This is a genomic window from Amycolatopsis sp. lyj-112, from assembly GCF_046549055.1.
GTDB lineage: Bacteria > Actinomycetota > Actinomycetes > Mycobacteriales > Pseudonocardiaceae > Amycolatopsis.
On sequence record NZ_JAJPWS010000003.1, the window covers coordinates 510,381 to 525,581 of the forward strand.

The following is a 15,201-nucleotide window of genomic DNA, read 5'->3' on the forward strand; positions in this document are numbered from 1 at the left end:
CGAAGCCGCCCTGGTGAACCAGGACGGCTTCGGGTGAGGCGTGTAGAACCGCTAGTCGCTCAGCGGGTCTCTTTGTGAGTCCGGTGCGTACCGCAGTTCGGGCAGAACTTCTTCATCTCCAGGCGATCCGGGTCGTTCCGCCGGTTCTTCTTGGTGATGTAGTTGCGGTGCTTGCACTCCTCACACGCGAGCGTGATCTTCGGTCGCACGTCAGTGGCAGCCACAGCATTTCCTTCTCTACTAGGCCTGGGAAACCCAGGGTTACCGCGTAGCGGTGGCCGGACTTGAACCGGCGACACAGCGATTATGAGCCGCTTGCTCTGCCAGCTGAGCTACACCGCCCTTACATAACCCTGGCCGCGACACGCATGCGTGACGCGGCTGAGGTTGCGAGCCCCTTTACGGAATCGAACCGTAGACCTTTTCCTTACCATGGAAACGCTCTACCGACTGAGCTAAAGGGGCCTGGCCTCTCGCGAGGACTTGGAAAGACTAGCAACACCTTCGCGAGCCCCGTGAAGGAGGGGTCACTTTACCGGAAAACCTCAGGTCAGCAGGGTCAAGACGGTCTCGGAGTGTCGGCCCGGCGAGCGCGCCGTGCGCGCCTGCAGCCACGCCTCCAGGCGGTCCTCCGGCAACGGCCGCGAGATGAGGTAGCCCTGGGCGACGTCACATCCCATCGCCTCGAGCTGATCCCTCGCGACGTCTTCTTCGACGCCCTCGGCGACGACGGTGAGGCCGAGCGAGTGGCCCAGTTCGACGATGGACCGCACGACGGCGAGGTCGCCGAGGTCGGTGCCCATGCCGAGGACGAAGCTCTTGTCGATCTTGACCTGGTCGACCGGGAGCTGCCGCAGGTAGGCCAGCGACGAGTACCCGGTGCCGAAGTCGTCGACGGCGAGCACGATGCCCAGCGAGTGCAGTTCGCGCAGGATCGGGAGCGCCTTCTGCGGGTCGGACATCACACCGGACTCGGTCAGCTCGAAGGTGAGCAGTTCGGGCGGGATGCCGAAGCGGTCGAGTTCGCGCGCGACCTTCGTCGGGAAGTCCTCGTCGGCCAGGTTCCGCACCGACAGGTTGACCGCCGCCGAGATGCGCAGGCCTTCGTCGAGCCACTTGCGTACGCGCTTCAGCGACTCTTCGAGCACGAAGGAAGTCAGGACGCCGATGAGGCCGGCCGCTTCGATGGCGGGGACGAACTCGTCCGGGCCGAGCCTGCCGAACTCGGGGTGCACCCAGCGCACCAGCGCCTCGACACCCTGGATCTGCCGGTTCGGCAAGGTGATCTTGGGCTGGTAGTGGACGCTGAGCTGACCTTCTTCGAGCGACTGCCGGAACTGGGTGACCATCTGGAACCGGCGCATGAAGATGTGGCCCATGCTGGCCATGTAGCCCTTGACCTCTTCGCCGCCCTTGGTCGCCCGGACAGCGACGTCGGCGCGTTGCAGGAGGCCGTCGATGTCGACCTGGTCGCCTTCGTCGTCCGCCGACGACGTGGCGTAGCCGATCATCGCGTTGGCTTCGACGGACAGCCTGTCGACCGGGTACGGCGCGACGAGTTCGGCGCGGAGCAGTTCCGCGGCGGCCTGCGCGCGTTCCGGCGGGCAGCCGACCAGCAGCGCCGCGAACGACGCGCCTTCGAGGCGGGCGAGCGGGACGTCGGGGCCGAGCGCGTCGCGGATGCGGCGGCCGGCGGCGATGACCATCCGGTCGGCCCACACGTAGCCGAGCGCGTCACTGACCGTCGAGAAGACGTCCAGGTCGACCCGCAGCACGACCGCGTTGACCTGTTCCCGCAACGGTTCCTTGGCGACCTGGCGGAAGCCCGGCCGGTTGAGCAGGCCGGTCAGCGGATCGTGGTAGGCGTCGTGGCGCAGGGTCGCGAGGAGACGGCGGTTGTCCAGCGACGTCGCGAGGTGGCTGGCCATCGTGCCGAGCAGCTGGACGTCGTACTTGCCGAAACCACGCCAGCGGGAAAGCCTGTCGTGCGCCTCGACGACGCCGAGAAGCTGGTTCGCACTGCGCAACGGGACGACCAGCGCCTCCTGCGCGCCGCGGTCGAGCAACGCGGACCGGACGTCGGGATTGGCTTCGGTGATCCGGAAATGCCGGACGTGCGCGCCGGGCAGGCGCAGCAACGGGTCGTCGGCGGCCGGGTCGACCGGCGGCAGTTCGTCGCCCGCGACGACCATCCGCATGGTGTCCTTGGGTTCCAGCCGCAGCCTGAGCACGACGCGGCCGGCGGCAAGCTGGTCCTTGATGCGTTCGGCGATGGTCGCCCACTCGCGGACGTCCACACCGCCGACGAGTTCGTCCGCTCGCCCGGCCGGGCGAGCGGCGGCCTGTTGACCGGATCGCGCGACCATCAGGCTGACGTCGGAGAGCGCTTCCATGTCGCGTTGCTCGCGGAGGAGATCCGAGTAGGCCCAGTACAACGCGGTGAGCCCGAGGAACACGGCCAGCACGAGCGGCCAGGCCTTCGGCGTGCCGGAAATGACGAGGTAGCCGGAAAGGCCGACCGAGGCGTTGACGAAACCGACGACGAGGATGCGGCCGGTCAGCCGGATGGCGGTACTGACCCGCATCCGGCGGCGCAGCACGCGGACGGCGGCCAGCGCGAGCAGCGTGCTGACCAGCGGTGCGGTCAAAGTGCCTGCCAGCGCGGCGATCCACGTCATGTCGTGGGCGCCGGAGGCCTGTTTCACCAGGCCTGCCACGGCGAACGCGCCGGTGATCTCCAGCAGGAACGCGCCCGCGTTGTAGAGGACACGGCCGGCGACCTTGCGTGCCAGCAGGGTTCCGATGCCCGCCGCGAGATGCGCGGCGAGGACGACTTCGAAAGGTGCGACGAAGAATCCGATGACCAGCGGGATCTCGGTGAACGAGATCGTCCAGGAGATGCCGCTGCGGACGTCGACGTTGATCCCGAGCTGTTCGGCGAGGAGGAAGGCGAGCGCGAGGATCGGCCCGATCCACAACAGGTCGTCCGAGGCCTCGAAGTCCAGCCACAGGCTGACCGCCGCGGCGGCGGCGATGCCCATGGTGAGTACCGCGAAGGTGTAGACGCGGAACCGTCGCTCGTCGGTACGAGCCTCCGTAACGGCGCCTCCCTTGCCCGGTGCCGCCTGTGCGGCGCTCCCGGGCCTGCCGTTCGTGTCCGGCATCCGACCTTCCTTCCCGGCTGCCCAACCGGCCTTGTCCTACCGCGACCTCGGGGACAGGGGCAATACAGTACCCCGGAGGGCGTACCCAAGTCCCATTCGAGACAGTATGAGATCACCCCAGGGTTAACAATGGGCTCGTCGCGCTGACCTGCGTGGACCAAGGGGTGAAATGGGAGCGTTATTCGCGTTCCCGCCGACTACCGGAAGTCACCTGGCGCCACGGTCGAGCCAATCTCGTGAAGTTCCCCGCCGACCTGTCAGTGTCGGTCGGCAGGGGCTTGAATAGTCCTATGAATAGCCACGCGATCGCCGCCGGCCATGCCGCGCGGCTCGCCACTGTGGACGCCCTGCTCCCGGAAATGCCTGCACTGGAGCCTGCGGACGGCGCCGTGTCACTCTCCGCGACAGACGGCGACTCGGCCGCCGCCGGATTGTCGGTACGGACCGAGGCGGGCCCCGATTCTGTTGACGCTCCGTGGCGGGCCCTCGTCGAACATCGCCTCGATGCCAGGCTCACCGGACCCCGCCCGGAAGCGGCTCTTGACGCCTTACTCACCCGATGGGATGAACATCTGAAGACCGTCGCCCCAGCGGGGGATGTCGAAACGGCGGCGACCGTCGTACGGCCGAGTCGCGATTCGCCGGGATCGGCCGAATTGCTGCGCCGCGGATTCGCGCCGGTGCTGGTGATCGCGGTCCGCCCGGCCGACCGGCTCGCCGCGACCGGTCCTCCCAAGACTCCTGGAGTGCACATCCGGCCGGCCGAAGCGGATGATCTCGAAACCGCCGTCGGACTCCAGCTGGAATTGCAGCGCTATGACGCGCAGTTCGGTTCTGTCACTTTGCGCGAGGGCGCGAAGGAAGCGATCACGGCCGACCTGTCGAAACAGTTGAAGCGGGAAAATCCCACGCTGTGGATCGCCGAGCTGTACGGGCGCCCGCTCGGCATGGTCCAGGTGCAGTTCCCCGCCGAAACGGCGTGGATCCGCGACCGGGTCGCCGCCGACCGGGTCGGCTACCTGTCGTCGCTGGCGGTGGCCGAGGAGGCGCGGTCGAGCGGGGTGGGCACCGCCCTCGCCGCGCACGCGCACCAGGTCTTCGACGAATCCGGGACCGAAGCCGTGCTGCTGCACCACGCACTGGCCAATCCGCGCTCGACGCCGTTCTGGTACGCGCAGGGCTACCGGCCGCTGTGGACGTACTGGCAGCGGCGGCCGGCGGTGTACTGATCCCGCTACGCTGATCTACGGGAGATCAGGGGGTTTCTTTGACCAGCGACAAAGATTCGGCGCCGGTGGCGCCGACCGGGGTGGACACCGAAAAGCCGTCCGCGGCGAGGATCTACGACTGGTATCTCGGCGGGACCCACAACTGGGCCGTCGATCGCGAGTTCGCCCGCAAGATGGAACAGCAGTGGCGCTGGGTCAAACCCGGGGCGCAGCACAACCGAGAGTTCATGAACCGCGTGGTGCGTGCGGCGCTGAAGGCGGGTATCCGGCAGTTCGTCGATCTGGGTTCCGGTGTCCCGACTTCCGGGAACGTGCACGAGATCGTCCAGGAGGAACTGGAGCCGGGCGATCAGGCGAAGGTCGTGTACGTCGACTACGAGCCGGTGGCGGTGGCGCACGCGGAGCTGATCCTCGAACGGCATGAGGCGACCGACTGGGCCGGGATCGTGCAGGCGGACATGCGGCGGCCGAAGGACGTCCTGCGGCATCCGGAGACGCGGCGGCTGATCGACTTCGAGCAGCCGGTATGCCTGATGATGATGGCCGTCCTGCATTTCGCCGGGCCGCAAGACGATCCGCCGGGACTGGTCTCGGCGTATCGGAAAGCGCTCGCTCCGGGCAGCTGGCTCGGGCTCTCGCACATGAGCTTCGGCGGCCAGACCGGCGAGGACGCCGACGGGCTCCACTGGCTCGTCGAGCAGTATCGGAAGACGAGCAACCCGGTGTGGATGCGGGACCGCGAAGAGATCGAAGTGCTCTTCGCGAACTGGCCGCTTCTCGACCCCGGCGTCGTCCACCTGCCCGACTGGCGCCCCGTGCGCGAGCTCCGGCGAGACGAGGAAGGCGCCCGGCCCTTCGCCTGGTGCGGCGTCTCCGTCCACCCCTGACCTCCGACCTCTGACCCCGAGCACTTGCGTTTAGCCCCCTAATCGCGATGCTTTTGCGCGCAGAGGTCGGAGGGGTGGGCAATCCGCTGAGGGCGAACAACGAAAGGAAACAAACGGGTCGATCGGAGAGTTGAGGTAGACAGACTCAACTACCCGAGGAGTGCACAGATGACCGACAACCGCCTCCTGCCCGTTCTCCCGCTCGATGACGACGTCGTGCTGCCGGGCATGATCGTCCCGCTCGACCTCGCCGACACGGAGACGCGGGCCGCGGTGGAGTCCGCCCAGGCCAACACGCCTGCCCAGGCTTCCTTCCCCGGGATCCGGTCCGGCGCCGCCACGGCCAAGGCCGAGGTCCTGATCGTCCCCCGCGTCCACGGCGAGTACGCCGAAGTGGGCACCATCGCGACCGTCGAACGCATCGGGCGCGTGCCCGGCGGCAAGACCGCGGTGCTGCTGCGCGGTACCCGCCGCGCCGTCGTCGGCCGCATCGCCGACGGCCCCGGCGCCGCCCGCTGGGTCCACGCCGACGTCGCCACCGAGACCACCGACGACCGTTCCGCGAAGCTCGCGTCGGAGTACAAGTCCGTCGTCCTCGCGATCCTCCAGCAGCGCGGCGGCTGGCAGATGATCGACGCCGTCCAGGAGGTCGAGGATCCGTCCGCGCTCGCCGACCTCGCGGGGAACTCGTCCTACCTCAGCACCGAGCAGAAGCTCGAACTGCTCACCGGCCTCGACGTTTCGACGCGGCTCGAAAAGGCCCTGGAATGGAGCCGCGAGCAGCTCGCGGAGCTGGAGGTCACCGACACCATCCGCAAGGACGTCCAGGAGGGCATGGAGAAGCAGCAGAAGGAGTTCCTGCTGCGCCGCCAGCTCGAAGCGATCCGCAAGGAGCTGGGCGAACTCGACGGCACCGCCGGCGACGACGACTACCGGGCCAGGGTCGAGGGTGCTGAACTTCCCGACGCCGTCAAGAAGGCCGCACTGTCCGAAGTGGACAAACTGGAGCGGACCTCCGACCAGTCCCCCGAAGGCGGCTGGATCCGCACGTGGCTCGACACCGTCCTCGAACTGCCGTGGACCGAGCGCACCACCGACGTCCACGACATCGCCGCGGCGCGCGACATCCTCGACGCCGATCACGCCGGCCTCGACGACGTGAAGGAACGCATCATCGAGTACCTGGCCGTGCGCAAGCGCCGTGCGGAATCCGGGCTGGGACCGGTCGGCGGACGCCGTTCGGGTGCCGTGCTCGCGCTCGCCGGTCCGCCCGGGGTCGGCAAGACGTCGCTCGGCGAGTCCGTGGCGAAGGCGATGGGCCGCAAGTTCGTCCGCGTCGCGCTCGGCGGCATCCGCGACGAGGCCGAGATCCGCGGTCACCGCCGCACCTACGTCGGCGCGCTGCCCGGCCGGATCGTCCGCGCCATCAAGGAAGCGGGCTCGATGAACCCGGTCGTGTTGCTCGACGAGATCGACAAGGTCGGCGCCGACTACCGCGGCGATCCGACGGCGGCGCTGCTGGAGGTGCTGGACCCGGAGCAGAACCACACGTTCCGTGACCACTACCTCGAGGTCGAGCTGGACCTGTCCGACGTCGTGTTCCTGGCGACGGCGAACGCGCTCGAGTCCATCCCCGGCCCGCTGCTGGACCGGATGGAGCTGGTCACCCTCGACGGCTACACCGAGCACGAGAAGGTCACCATCGCCCGCGATCACCTGCTCCCCCGCGAGCTGGAACGCGCCGGCATCGACCAGGGTGACGTCACGCTGACGGACGACGCGTTCAGCCGCATCGCCGCCGAGTACACGCGGGAAGCCGGGGTGCGCAACGCGAACCGGACCATCGCGAAGGTGCTGCGGAAGGTGGCGACCAAGGTGGCGCTCGACGAGGTCGAACTGCCACTGACGATCGACGCCGACGGGCTCGAGACCTTCCTCGGCCGCCCGCGGCACCTGCCGGAGTCTTCGCTGCCCGCGTCGACGCAGCGCACGTCGACCCCTGGCGTGGCGACCGGCCTGGCGGTGACCGGTGCCGGCGGTGACGTCCTCTACATCGAGGCGTCGCTGGCGGATCCGGAATCCGGCGCGACCGGGCTGGCGCTGACCGGCCAGCTGGGCGACGTGATGAAGGAGTCGGTGCAGATCGCGCTGTCCTACCTGCGCTCGCACGGCGCGGAGCTGGAACTGCCGGTCGGCGACCTGAAGGACCGCGGCATCCACGTGCACGTCCCGGCGGGCGCGGTGCCCAAGGACGGGCCGAGCGCCGGGATCACGATGACGACCGCGCTGGCGTCCCTGCTTTCGGGCCGGGTCGTGCGGACGGACGTCGCGATGACCGGTGAGGTGTCGCTGACCGGGCGGGTGCTGCCGATCGGCGGGGTCAAGCAGAAGCTGCTGGCCGCGCACCGGGCGGGGATGAAGACGGTGATCATCCCGCAGCGCAACGAGCCGGATCTCGACGACGTCCCGGCCGAGGTGCTGGCACAGCTGGACGTCCACGCCGTGGCGAACGTCCGCGAAGTGCTGGACATCGCCCTGACTCCGGCGTCGGCTCCGGTCGCCCAGGCGGCCTGACGTGCCCGGAACCCCGTGCTTCGTCGACGAAGCACGGGGTTCCCGCGTACTACGAAAGTTCCGACCTACCATGGAGTACGTCGGGAATTCACCTATCGGCCCCGTTTCGCCCGTAACCTCCGATCCGCTCCTTCCCGCACCACCACATCAGCGGATGTCTTGGAGGCATGAGTGAAGCGACGGAATTTCCTGCGCGCGGCCGTGGTCGGCGCCGGCGTGACGGCGTTCGGCAACAGGCTCTCGGGGTCAGCTTTGGCGGCGCCCGCGCAGAACGGCCCCAGCCCGTACGGCGCGCTCCAGGCGGCCGACGCCAACGGGATCCAGCTGCCGGCGGGGTTCACCAGCCGCGTCATCGCGCGTTCCGGCCGGCAGGTCGCGAGCACCGGCTACACCTGGCACAGCGCGCCCGACGGCGGTGCGGTGTTCGCCGACGGCAGCGGCTGGATCTACGTGTCGAACTCCGAGATCACCCCGAGCGGCGGCGCGAGCGCCGTCAAATTCGACGCGAGCGCGAACATCACCGGCGCCCACCGCATCCTCGCCAACACCAGGCAGAACTGCGCGGGCGGCAAGACCCCTTGGGGCACTTGGCTTTCCTGCGAGGAGGTCGACCTCGGGTTCGTCTACGAATGCCAGCCGAACGGGCCGGCTTCGGCGGCGGTCCAGCGGCCCGCGATGGGGAAGTTCAAGCACGAGGCCGCCGCGGCGGACCCGGTGCGCAAGGTCGTCTACCTGACCGAAGACGTCTCGGACGGCTGCTTCTACCGCTTCATCCCGACGACCTGGGGAAACCTCGCCGCCGGAACACTGCAAGTGCTGAAGGCGGGCTCGGCGACGTCGGGCAGCTTCACCTGGGCGAACGTGCCCGACCCCGACGGCTCCCCCACCGCGACCCGCAATCAGGTGTCCGGCGCGAAGCGGTTCACGGGCGGCGAAGGCCTGCACTACGCGAACGACACCGCGTGGTTCACCACCAAGGGCGACAACCGCGTCTGGCAGCTCAACCTGACGAACAACACGTATGAGCTGGCTTACGACGATTCGCTGGTCAGCCCCGGTTCGGCGCCCCTGACCGGCGTGGACAACGTCACCGGCACCTCGTCGGGTGACCTGTTCGTCGCCGAGGACGGCGGGAACATGGAGATCTGCATCATCACGCCGAACGACATCGTGGCGCCGTTCCTGCGGATCAGCGGCCAGGGTTCGTCGGAGATCTGCGGTCCCGCGTTCACCCCGGCCGGGACGCGGCTGTACTTCTCCTCGCAGCGTGGCACTTCCGGCTCTTCCTCGGGCGGGATCACCTACGAGGTGACCGGTCCCTTCCGCTCCTGATGTTCCGTGAAGGACTCCTTGAGGGACTCTGAGTCCCTCAAGGAGTCCTTCACGGACTTCTCAGGCGTCGGTGCGGGACTTGTCCCGGAGCCGGGTGATGACGAACAGGGACAGCGCGATCACGACGGCCGCGACCACGAAGTACTGGAAGAACCCGGCGTACTCCTCGACGAGGTGCCAGCTCTCGCCGAGCCCGTATCCGGCCAGGACGAATCCCGTGTTCCAGATCAGGCTGCCGAGGGTGGTCAAGGTCAGGAAGCGCCAGAACGGCATCCGTTCGATCCCGGCGGGCAGCGAGATGAGACTGCGGAAGATCGGCACCATCCGGCCGAGGAACACCGCCTTGGCGCCGTGCTTCTGGAACCAGGCTTCGGTCTTGTCGAAGTCGGAGGCCTTGATCAGCGGGATCTTCGCCATCCAGCGGCGCGTACGGTCACGGCCCAGCAGCATTCCGAGGTAGTACACGATGATCGCGCCCGCCACCGAGCCGAAAGTGGTCCACACCAGCGCTTCGATCAGGGAGAACGTCCCCTGGCTGGCGGAGAATCCGGCGAGCGGCAGGACCAGTTCGCTGGGGATCGGCGGGAACAGGTTGTCGAGGCCGACGATGATCGCGGCCCCCGGACCTCCCAGTGAGTCCATCAGTGAGACTGCCCAGCCGGCGAGGCCGCCCATCGATTCGTTGGCGGCATCGGCGAGGTGGAGGTTCATGGCGGCCTTTCGTGGTCGTCTGCTGGTGCCAACGAACGTACGAATTGCCCGAGTTCCACACCCTGCGGTGAAGCGGCACAGATCACTGGGGAAAACCGCAGTACCGGCCTCCGGATACCCCGCTAACCTGGCGTAATGCCTGTTCCGGCCCCTTCACGCCGCTACCTGCGCAAGATGCTCCGCGGCACGCTGGGCCTGGCGATCGGTTCCGCGACCGCGTTCGCGGAGCTCTTCTACGTCGTCCTCGGCGGCCTGGCGCTCGCGATCCCTCACCTGCGAGGGCCCGTCTTCGCCGGCGCCCGCGTTCTGTCCGAAGTGGAGCGACGACGGCTGGAGAGATACCTCGACGCCGAGAACGCCACCGACTACACCGGGCGCCGGGCGATGGCCTACCTCATCCCGCGCAGCGTCGTCGGCCTGCTCGGTGCCGGGATCTTCCTCCTGATCCTGTTCGGCGCCGGATCCGGCGCCGTCATCGTCTATCAGCTCCTCAACGGCCAGTCGCCCGGCGGCGGGGCGCCCGCGGACTGGTACGACTTCATCACCACCGGCCTCTTCGGCGCGTTGCTCATCTTCCTTTCCGTGCAGGGACTCATCGGGATCGCGACACTGGAACGCAAGCTGGCCAGGCGCTTTTTCGGCCCCAGCAAGAAGGAACAGCTGCGCCGCCGGGTGTCGGAGCTGGCGACCAGCCGCGCCGAAGTGGTCGAGGCGGTCAACGACGAACGCCGCCGCATCGAACGGGACCTGCACGACGGCGTCCAGCAGCGGCTCGTCGCGCTCGGCATGCTGCTCGGCCGGGCCCGCCGCACGAGCGACCCCGGACACGCGTCGGAACTGCTGCGGCAGGCGCACGAGGAATCCCAGCGTTCCCTGCACGACCTGCGGGAAGTGTCCTGGCGGGTGTACCCGATCGCCCTGGACACCGACGGGCTGCACCCGGCGCTGGAAGCGCTCGCGGAACGCTCTGATGTCCCGGTCCATCTCCGCGTCGACCTGCCGGAACGCCCACCGGCCGCGATCGAGACCGTCGTCTACTTCGTCGCGTCCGAGGCCGTCACCAATACGATCAAGCACGCCGCGGCGACGCGGATCGACATCGAGGCCGAGCGGGACGGGGACAGGGTGCGGGTGCGGATCGCCGATGACGGCACGGGTGGCGCGCAGGAGTCCGGGGGCGGCCTTTCCGGTCTCGCGCGGCGCGTCGCGGCGGCGGACGGGGAGTTCACTGTGGACAGTCCGCACGGCGGTCCGACCGTGGTGACGGCGGTGCTGCCGTGCGAGTGATCCTCGCCGAGGACTCGACTCTGCTGCGGGAAGGCCTGGTCCGGCTGCTGGTCGAAGAGGGACACGACGTGGTGGCGTCGGTCGGCGACGGCGACGCGCTCCTCTCGACGACGGCCGCGTATCAGCCGGACGTGATCGTCACCGACGTGCGCATGCCGCCGACCCACACCGACGAAGGACTCCGCGCGGCGCTGGAGATCCGGCGCCGCTGGCCGGAGATCGGGGTGCTGGTGCTCTCGCAGTACGTCGAGAAGCGCTACGCCGCCGAGCTGATCACCGGCGACGGCGAACGTGTCGGATACCTGCTGAAGGACCGGGTCGCCCAGGTCGGCGAGTTTCTGGACGCGCTCGACCGGGTCGCCGCGGGCGGGGCGGCGTTCGATCCGGAGGTGGTGCGGCGGCTGCTCGCCCGGACCACGCACGCCGACCCGCTCGCGAAGCTGACCGCACGCGAACGCGAAGTGCTGGAGAAGATGGCGCAGGGGCACACCAACGCCGGGATCGCCGAGTCGCTCTACGTGTCGCAGAGCGCCGTCGAGAAACACGTGAACGCGATCTTCGACAAGCTCGGCCTGGCCAACACCTCGGGGTACAGCCGCCGGGTGCTGGCGATCCTGCGGTATCTGGGCTCCTGACCGGCGGGAACAGAAAGTCCCGGCGGCTTGTCGAATCCGCCGTCCCGCGATCGACGCGTAGGCAGAAACGCCTACCGAGGGAGCGGGACACCACATGAAGAAGACGATTTTCGCCGCGATCACGCTGGTCACGTCACTGCTGGCGGCCGGGGCCGCCCAAGCGGGCACCGAAGACTCCGGCTCGCGCGGCCGAGGGCACTACGAGCAGGTCAACGGGCTGAACATGTACTACGAGGTCCATGGCAGAGGGAAACCCGGCCAGCGGCCGCTCGTCCTGCTCCACGGCGCCTTTTCGGCGACCGGGACCTCGTTCGGCGAACTGCTCCCGGCGCTCGCGAAGCACCGCAAGATCATCTCGATCGAGCAGCAGGCACACGGCCATACGGCGGACATCGACCGCCCGCTGCGGATCGAGCAGATGGCCGAGGACACCACCGCGCTCCTGCGGAAGATCGGCGTCGGCAAGGCCGACTTCTTCGGCTACAGCATGGGCGCGGGTATCGGGCTGCAGATCGGCGTGAGCCGGCCTGAAATCGTCGGCAAGCTGGTACTCGCGTCGGTGACGTCGAAGCCGGGTGGTCTGCACCCAGGCCTGCTCGAAGGACTCGACCAGCTCAAGCCCGAAGACCTGCACGGGTCGCCGTTCCACGAGGAGTACCTGCGGACCGCGCCGCGACCGGAGGACTTCCCTCGGCTGGTGGAGCAGGTCAAGGACATGAACCGGCACATGCCGACCATCGCCGACGAGCGGATCCGCGCGATGAAGAAGCCGACCCTGCTGCTGACCGGTGACTCGGACATCGTGCGGCCCGAGCATTCGGTGGAGCTGTTCCGCCTGCTCGGCGGCGGCGTCGTGGGGGACAACGTCGGGCTGCCGGACTCGCAGCTGGCCATTCTGCCCGGCACGACGCACGTCACGCTGGTACACCAGGCGGCGATGCTGACGCCGATCATCCCGGCCTTCCTCGACCGGCCGGTCGCCTGACGCACAACGAAAAGCGGGGCTTGATCCGAAGTGTCCACTATGGACATTGCGGACCAAGCCCCGTTTCGGCGTTTCCTTTACCGCTGAACCCACTCCACCAGTTCCACCGGCACCCCGTTCGGGTCGGTGACCATGAAGAGGCGTTCACCCCACGGCTCTTCCCGCAGCGGCAAGGTGATCTCGACACCTTCCTCGCGAAGTCGCTTCTCCTCGGCTTCGAGGTTCTCGACAGTGAAGGCCACGATCACTCCGGACGCACGCTGCTGCCGCAGGTTCTCCGGCAGGACCTCGATCCCCGCCGCAAGCAGGACGATCGACAGCTTGGCGGTCTCGTGCCCGAGGGAGACGAAACCTTCCGCGGCCATCTGCTCGGTGAAGCCGAAGTGCTCGGTGAAGAAGCGGCTGGAAGCGGCGACGTCGTCGACGGTCAGCGAAAGAGTGGAAGCAAGGACGTTCATGGGCGATCCCCTTTGGTCAGCGAGTGATTTCGGACGAGCGGGCGGTCAGTACGACCGGCGCCGCGGGACACCGGTCGAGCGGCGCGCCGGCAGGGTGCGGCCGGTGAACGGCTGCTGGTGACGGCGGTCGTTCCGGCGGACCTGAGCGCGGTTGGAGCCTTCGTTGCCTTGGGGGATTCGAGCAGTCAAGGAGCCTCTTCTCTCTCATCGGTCGGTAGTACGGACGTAAGTTTACATCGGAACTACCAAACGTCAAGGATATTTTTACGCCGGTGGTAAAGTTCGCTCATGACCAGCACGGATGTGGGCTTGCGAGAGCTCAAGAAGCAGGAGACGCGGCAGCTGATCTCCGACCACGCGACCGTCCTCTTCATCGCGAAGGGCTTCGAAGAGACGACGATCGCGGAGATCGCAGCGTCGGCGAGGGTCGCGAAGAAGACCGTCACCAACTACTTCCCCCGCAAGGAGGATCTGGCGCTGGACCAGCACGAGGAGTTCACGAACGGACTGGCGAAGGCCGTCGGCTCCAGGAAGGCCGGTGAGTCGGCGCTGGCCGCGCTACGGCACACCTTCCTGGACGCGGTGGCGGAACACTCGCCGGTGATCGGGTTCACCGGTCCGGTGTTCGCGAAAATGGTGCTGGAGAGCCCGACGCTGACGGCGCGCCTGCGAGAGCTGCACGAACTGCGTGAGGAGGCGCTGGCCACGCAACTCGCGACCGAGACCGGCGCCGCCGCGGACGACGTCACCCCGATCATGGCCGCGGCCGAACTCAACGCGATCGACCGTGTGCTGTTCCGCGAGGTGCTTCGGCGCTCAGGCGCCGGGGAGAGCAACGAGGACATCGCCGTGGCCTTGACCAAGGCGACGAAGCGAGCCTTCGAGCTGCTGGAGCCGTCGTTCGGCGACTACGCGATCCGAACGGAGTGAGTCACCGCTTCTTCGTGGCCAGCACCACCGCGACGGCCACGGCCGCGACGAAAACGACCGCCAAGAGCAGGATGATCAGATGCCACGGCTGGATCGCGAACACTCAAGTCCCCCTTCATCGAGGGAGCCATCCTAGGGAAAGGAAGTCCGCCATGTCCTTCACCGACGAAGAAATCGCCTACCTGCGCTCGCAGCCTCTGGCCCGCGTCGCGACCCTGTCCCCCGACGGCGAGCAGCCCGACGTCGTCCCGCTGTCGTTCGAGTTCGACGGAACGGACTTCTGGGTGGGCGGAGGCGGCGAATCGGTCCTGGCGACCCGGAAGTTCCGCAACATCAAGGCGGGTAAGCGGAAGGTGGCCCTCGTCGTCGACGACATGGTCTCGTTCGAGCCGTTCGTCGCGCGCGGGATCCGGATCTACGGGGAGGCCGCCGACCCGGTCGAGCGCGTGGGCGTCGTCGGCCCGGGGATCTACGCGCGCGTCACGCCGACGGTGTCGTGGAGCTGGAACATGGCGGGTGAACCCGTCGGCGAGACCTGGTACGAGTCGAGGCGAGCCGTTCACGGCCGTTCGGACACCTAGAGAAGCAGCCCGTTCTTGTCCGACGTCGGCGGTACGGTCGGGCTTTGGCGGACCGGTGGGCGGGAGTTCGAATGCGGGACGGAGCCGGAGTGGGAGAACACCGGCTGTTCGACGGCGCGACCGCGGTCCCGAAGCTGCGGCTCGTCGAGAACCGGGCGTTCACCTCGCGAATCGTGCTGTCGCGGTACCGGCCCGCATAAGACGATCGCCCCGTGACCTGTTCGGTCACGAGGCGATCGCGGGTGGCGAGTGAGGGATTCGAACCCCCGAAGGCTGAGCCGTCTGATTTACAGTCAGATCCCTTTGGCCGCTCGGGCAACTCGCCGTGGCCGAGCAAGCCCGGCCGAGACGAAAGAATACCCAACGCCGTGGCGGCCCGGTCAACCGGGTTGCACAGGGCTAGGGTGGAGGCTCCTGACAAGCGAGTA

The 15,201-nt window shown here is 68.0% G+C and carries 15 protein-coding genes and 3 tRNA genes; 10 read left to right on the plus strand and 8 right to left on the minus strand.

Features of this window, described 5'->3' with window-relative positions; translation table 11 throughout:
* Positions 1-59 precede the first annotated feature (59 nt).
* The 4 genes from rpmG to ACLJRL_RS14505 form a co-directional block, all read right to left on the minus strand.
* The gene (gene rpmG, locus ACLJRL_RS14490; protein WP_020668467.1) at positions 60-224 is read right to left on the minus strand and encodes a 50S ribosomal protein L33; all 165 of its coding nucleotides are present in this window, start codon (positions 222-224) and stop codon (positions 60-62) included.
* A gap of 45 nt (positions 225-269) precedes the next feature.
* Positions 270-342, minus strand: a tRNA-Met gene (locus ACLJRL_RS14495).
* Positions 343-392: 50 nt separating this feature from the next.
* Positions 393-465 (minus strand) — tRNA-Thr (locus tag ACLJRL_RS14500).
* 80 nt (positions 466-545) lie between these two features.
* The gene (locus tag ACLJRL_RS14505; protein ID WP_410656639.1) at positions 546-3,164 is read right to left on the minus strand and encodes a putative bifunctional diguanylate cyclase/phosphodiesterase; all 2,619 of its coding nucleotides are present in this window, start codon (positions 3,162-3,164) and stop codon (positions 546-548) included.
* Between the two features lie 290 nt (positions 3,165-3,454).
* On the opposite strand from ACLJRL_RS14505, the gene ACLJRL_RS14510 reads away from it, so the two are divergent.
* The 4 genes from ACLJRL_RS14510 to ACLJRL_RS14525 all read left to right on the plus strand — a co-directional run bounded on the left by ACLJRL_RS14510 (position 3,455) and on the right by ACLJRL_RS14525 (position 9,186).
* Positions 3,455-4,393: a GNAT family N-acetyltransferase gene (locus ACLJRL_RS14510; RefSeq protein WP_410656640.1), complete on the plus strand. Its 939-nt coding sequence runs from the start codon at positions 3,455-3,457 to the stop codon at positions 4,391-4,393.
* A 38-nt stretch (positions 4,394-4,431) separates the two neighbouring features.
* Positions 4,432-5,280, plus strand: a complete 849-nt coding sequence (locus ACLJRL_RS14515; protein WP_410656641.1) for an SAM-dependent methyltransferase — start codon at positions 4,432-4,434, stop codon at positions 5,278-5,280.
* A gap of 168 nt (positions 5,281-5,448) precedes the next feature.
* The gene (gene lon, locus ACLJRL_RS14520) at positions 5,449-7,854 is read left to right on the plus strand and encodes an endopeptidase La (protein WP_410656642.1); all 2,406 of its coding nucleotides are present in this window, start codon (positions 5,449-5,451) and stop codon (positions 7,852-7,854) included.
* Between the two features lie 171 nt (positions 7,855-8,025).
* Entirely contained in the window at positions 8,026-9,186 is a 1,161-nt protein-coding gene (locus ACLJRL_RS14525; protein WP_410656643.1) for an alkaline phosphatase PhoX, read from the plus strand.
* Between the two features lie 60 nt (positions 9,187-9,246).
* Here ACLJRL_RS14525 and ACLJRL_RS14530 read toward each other — a convergent pair whose 3' ends face one another.
* Complete coding sequence (locus tag ACLJRL_RS14530) at positions 9,247-9,897, minus strand: DedA family protein (protein ID WP_410656644.1); 651 nt, start codon at positions 9,895-9,897, stop codon at positions 9,247-9,249.
* A gap of 135 nt (positions 9,898-10,032) precedes the next feature.
* On the opposite strand from ACLJRL_RS14530, the gene ACLJRL_RS14535 reads away from it, so the two are divergent.
* From ACLJRL_RS14535 to ACLJRL_RS14545, 3 genes are all read left to right on the plus strand, one after another.
* On the plus strand, positions 10,033-11,184 hold the full coding sequence (locus ACLJRL_RS14535; RefSeq protein WP_410656645.1) for a histidine kinase: 1,152 nt from the start codon (positions 10,033-10,035) through the stop codon (positions 11,182-11,184).
* Positions 11,175-11,819, plus strand: a complete 645-nt coding sequence (locus ACLJRL_RS14540) for a response regulator (RefSeq protein ID WP_410656646.1) — start codon at positions 11,175-11,177, stop codon at positions 11,817-11,819. The genes ACLJRL_RS14535 and ACLJRL_RS14540 overlap by 10 nt, the downstream gene beginning before the upstream one ends.
* Positions 11,820-11,913: 94 nt before the next feature.
* Positions 11,914-12,804, plus strand: coding sequence for an alpha/beta fold hydrolase (locus ACLJRL_RS14545; protein ID WP_410656647.1), 891 nt, complete (start codon positions 11,914-11,916; stop codon positions 12,802-12,804).
* 77 nt (positions 12,805-12,881) lie between these two features.
* Here the strand turns inward: ACLJRL_RS14545 and ACLJRL_RS14550 are convergent, their stop codons facing one another.
* Together ACLJRL_RS14550 and ACLJRL_RS14555 are read right to left on the minus strand one after the other, a co-directional pair.
* On the minus strand, positions 12,882-13,262 hold the full coding sequence (locus ACLJRL_RS14550) for a VOC family protein (RefSeq protein ID WP_410656648.1): 381 nt from the start codon (positions 13,260-13,262) through the stop codon (positions 12,882-12,884).
* 45 nt (positions 13,263-13,307) lie between these two features.
* Entirely contained in the window at positions 13,308-13,451 is a 144-nt protein-coding gene (locus ACLJRL_RS14555; RefSeq protein ID WP_410656649.1) for a hypothetical protein, read from the minus strand.
* Positions 13,452-13,550: 99 nt separating this feature from the next.
* Here ACLJRL_RS14555 and ACLJRL_RS14560 point away from each other — a divergent pair, with 99 nt between their 5' ends.
* The 3 genes from ACLJRL_RS14560 to ACLJRL_RS14570 all read left to right on the plus strand — a co-directional run bounded on the left by ACLJRL_RS14560 (position 13,551) and on the right by ACLJRL_RS14570 (position 14,973).
* The gene (locus ACLJRL_RS14560) at positions 13,551-14,192 is read left to right on the plus strand and encodes a TetR/AcrR family transcriptional regulator (protein WP_410656650.1); all 642 of its coding nucleotides are present in this window, start codon (positions 13,551-13,553) and stop codon (positions 14,190-14,192) included.
* Positions 14,193-14,344: 152 nt separating this feature from the next.
* Positions 14,345-14,773, plus strand: a complete 429-nt coding sequence (locus tag ACLJRL_RS14565) for a PPOX class F420-dependent oxidoreductase (protein ID WP_410656651.1) — start codon at positions 14,345-14,347, stop codon at positions 14,771-14,773.
* A gap of 71 nt (positions 14,774-14,844) precedes the next feature.
* Positions 14,845-14,973 (plus strand): hypothetical protein, encoded by a 129-nt coding sequence (locus ACLJRL_RS14570; protein WP_410656652.1) that lies wholly within the window; start codon positions 14,845-14,847, stop codon positions 14,971-14,973.
* A gap of 43 nt (positions 14,974-15,016) precedes the next feature.
* Here ACLJRL_RS14570 and ACLJRL_RS14575 read toward each other — a convergent pair.
* Positions 15,017-15,098, minus strand: a tRNA-Tyr gene (locus ACLJRL_RS14575).
* Positions 15,099-15,201 lie beyond the last annotated feature (103 nt).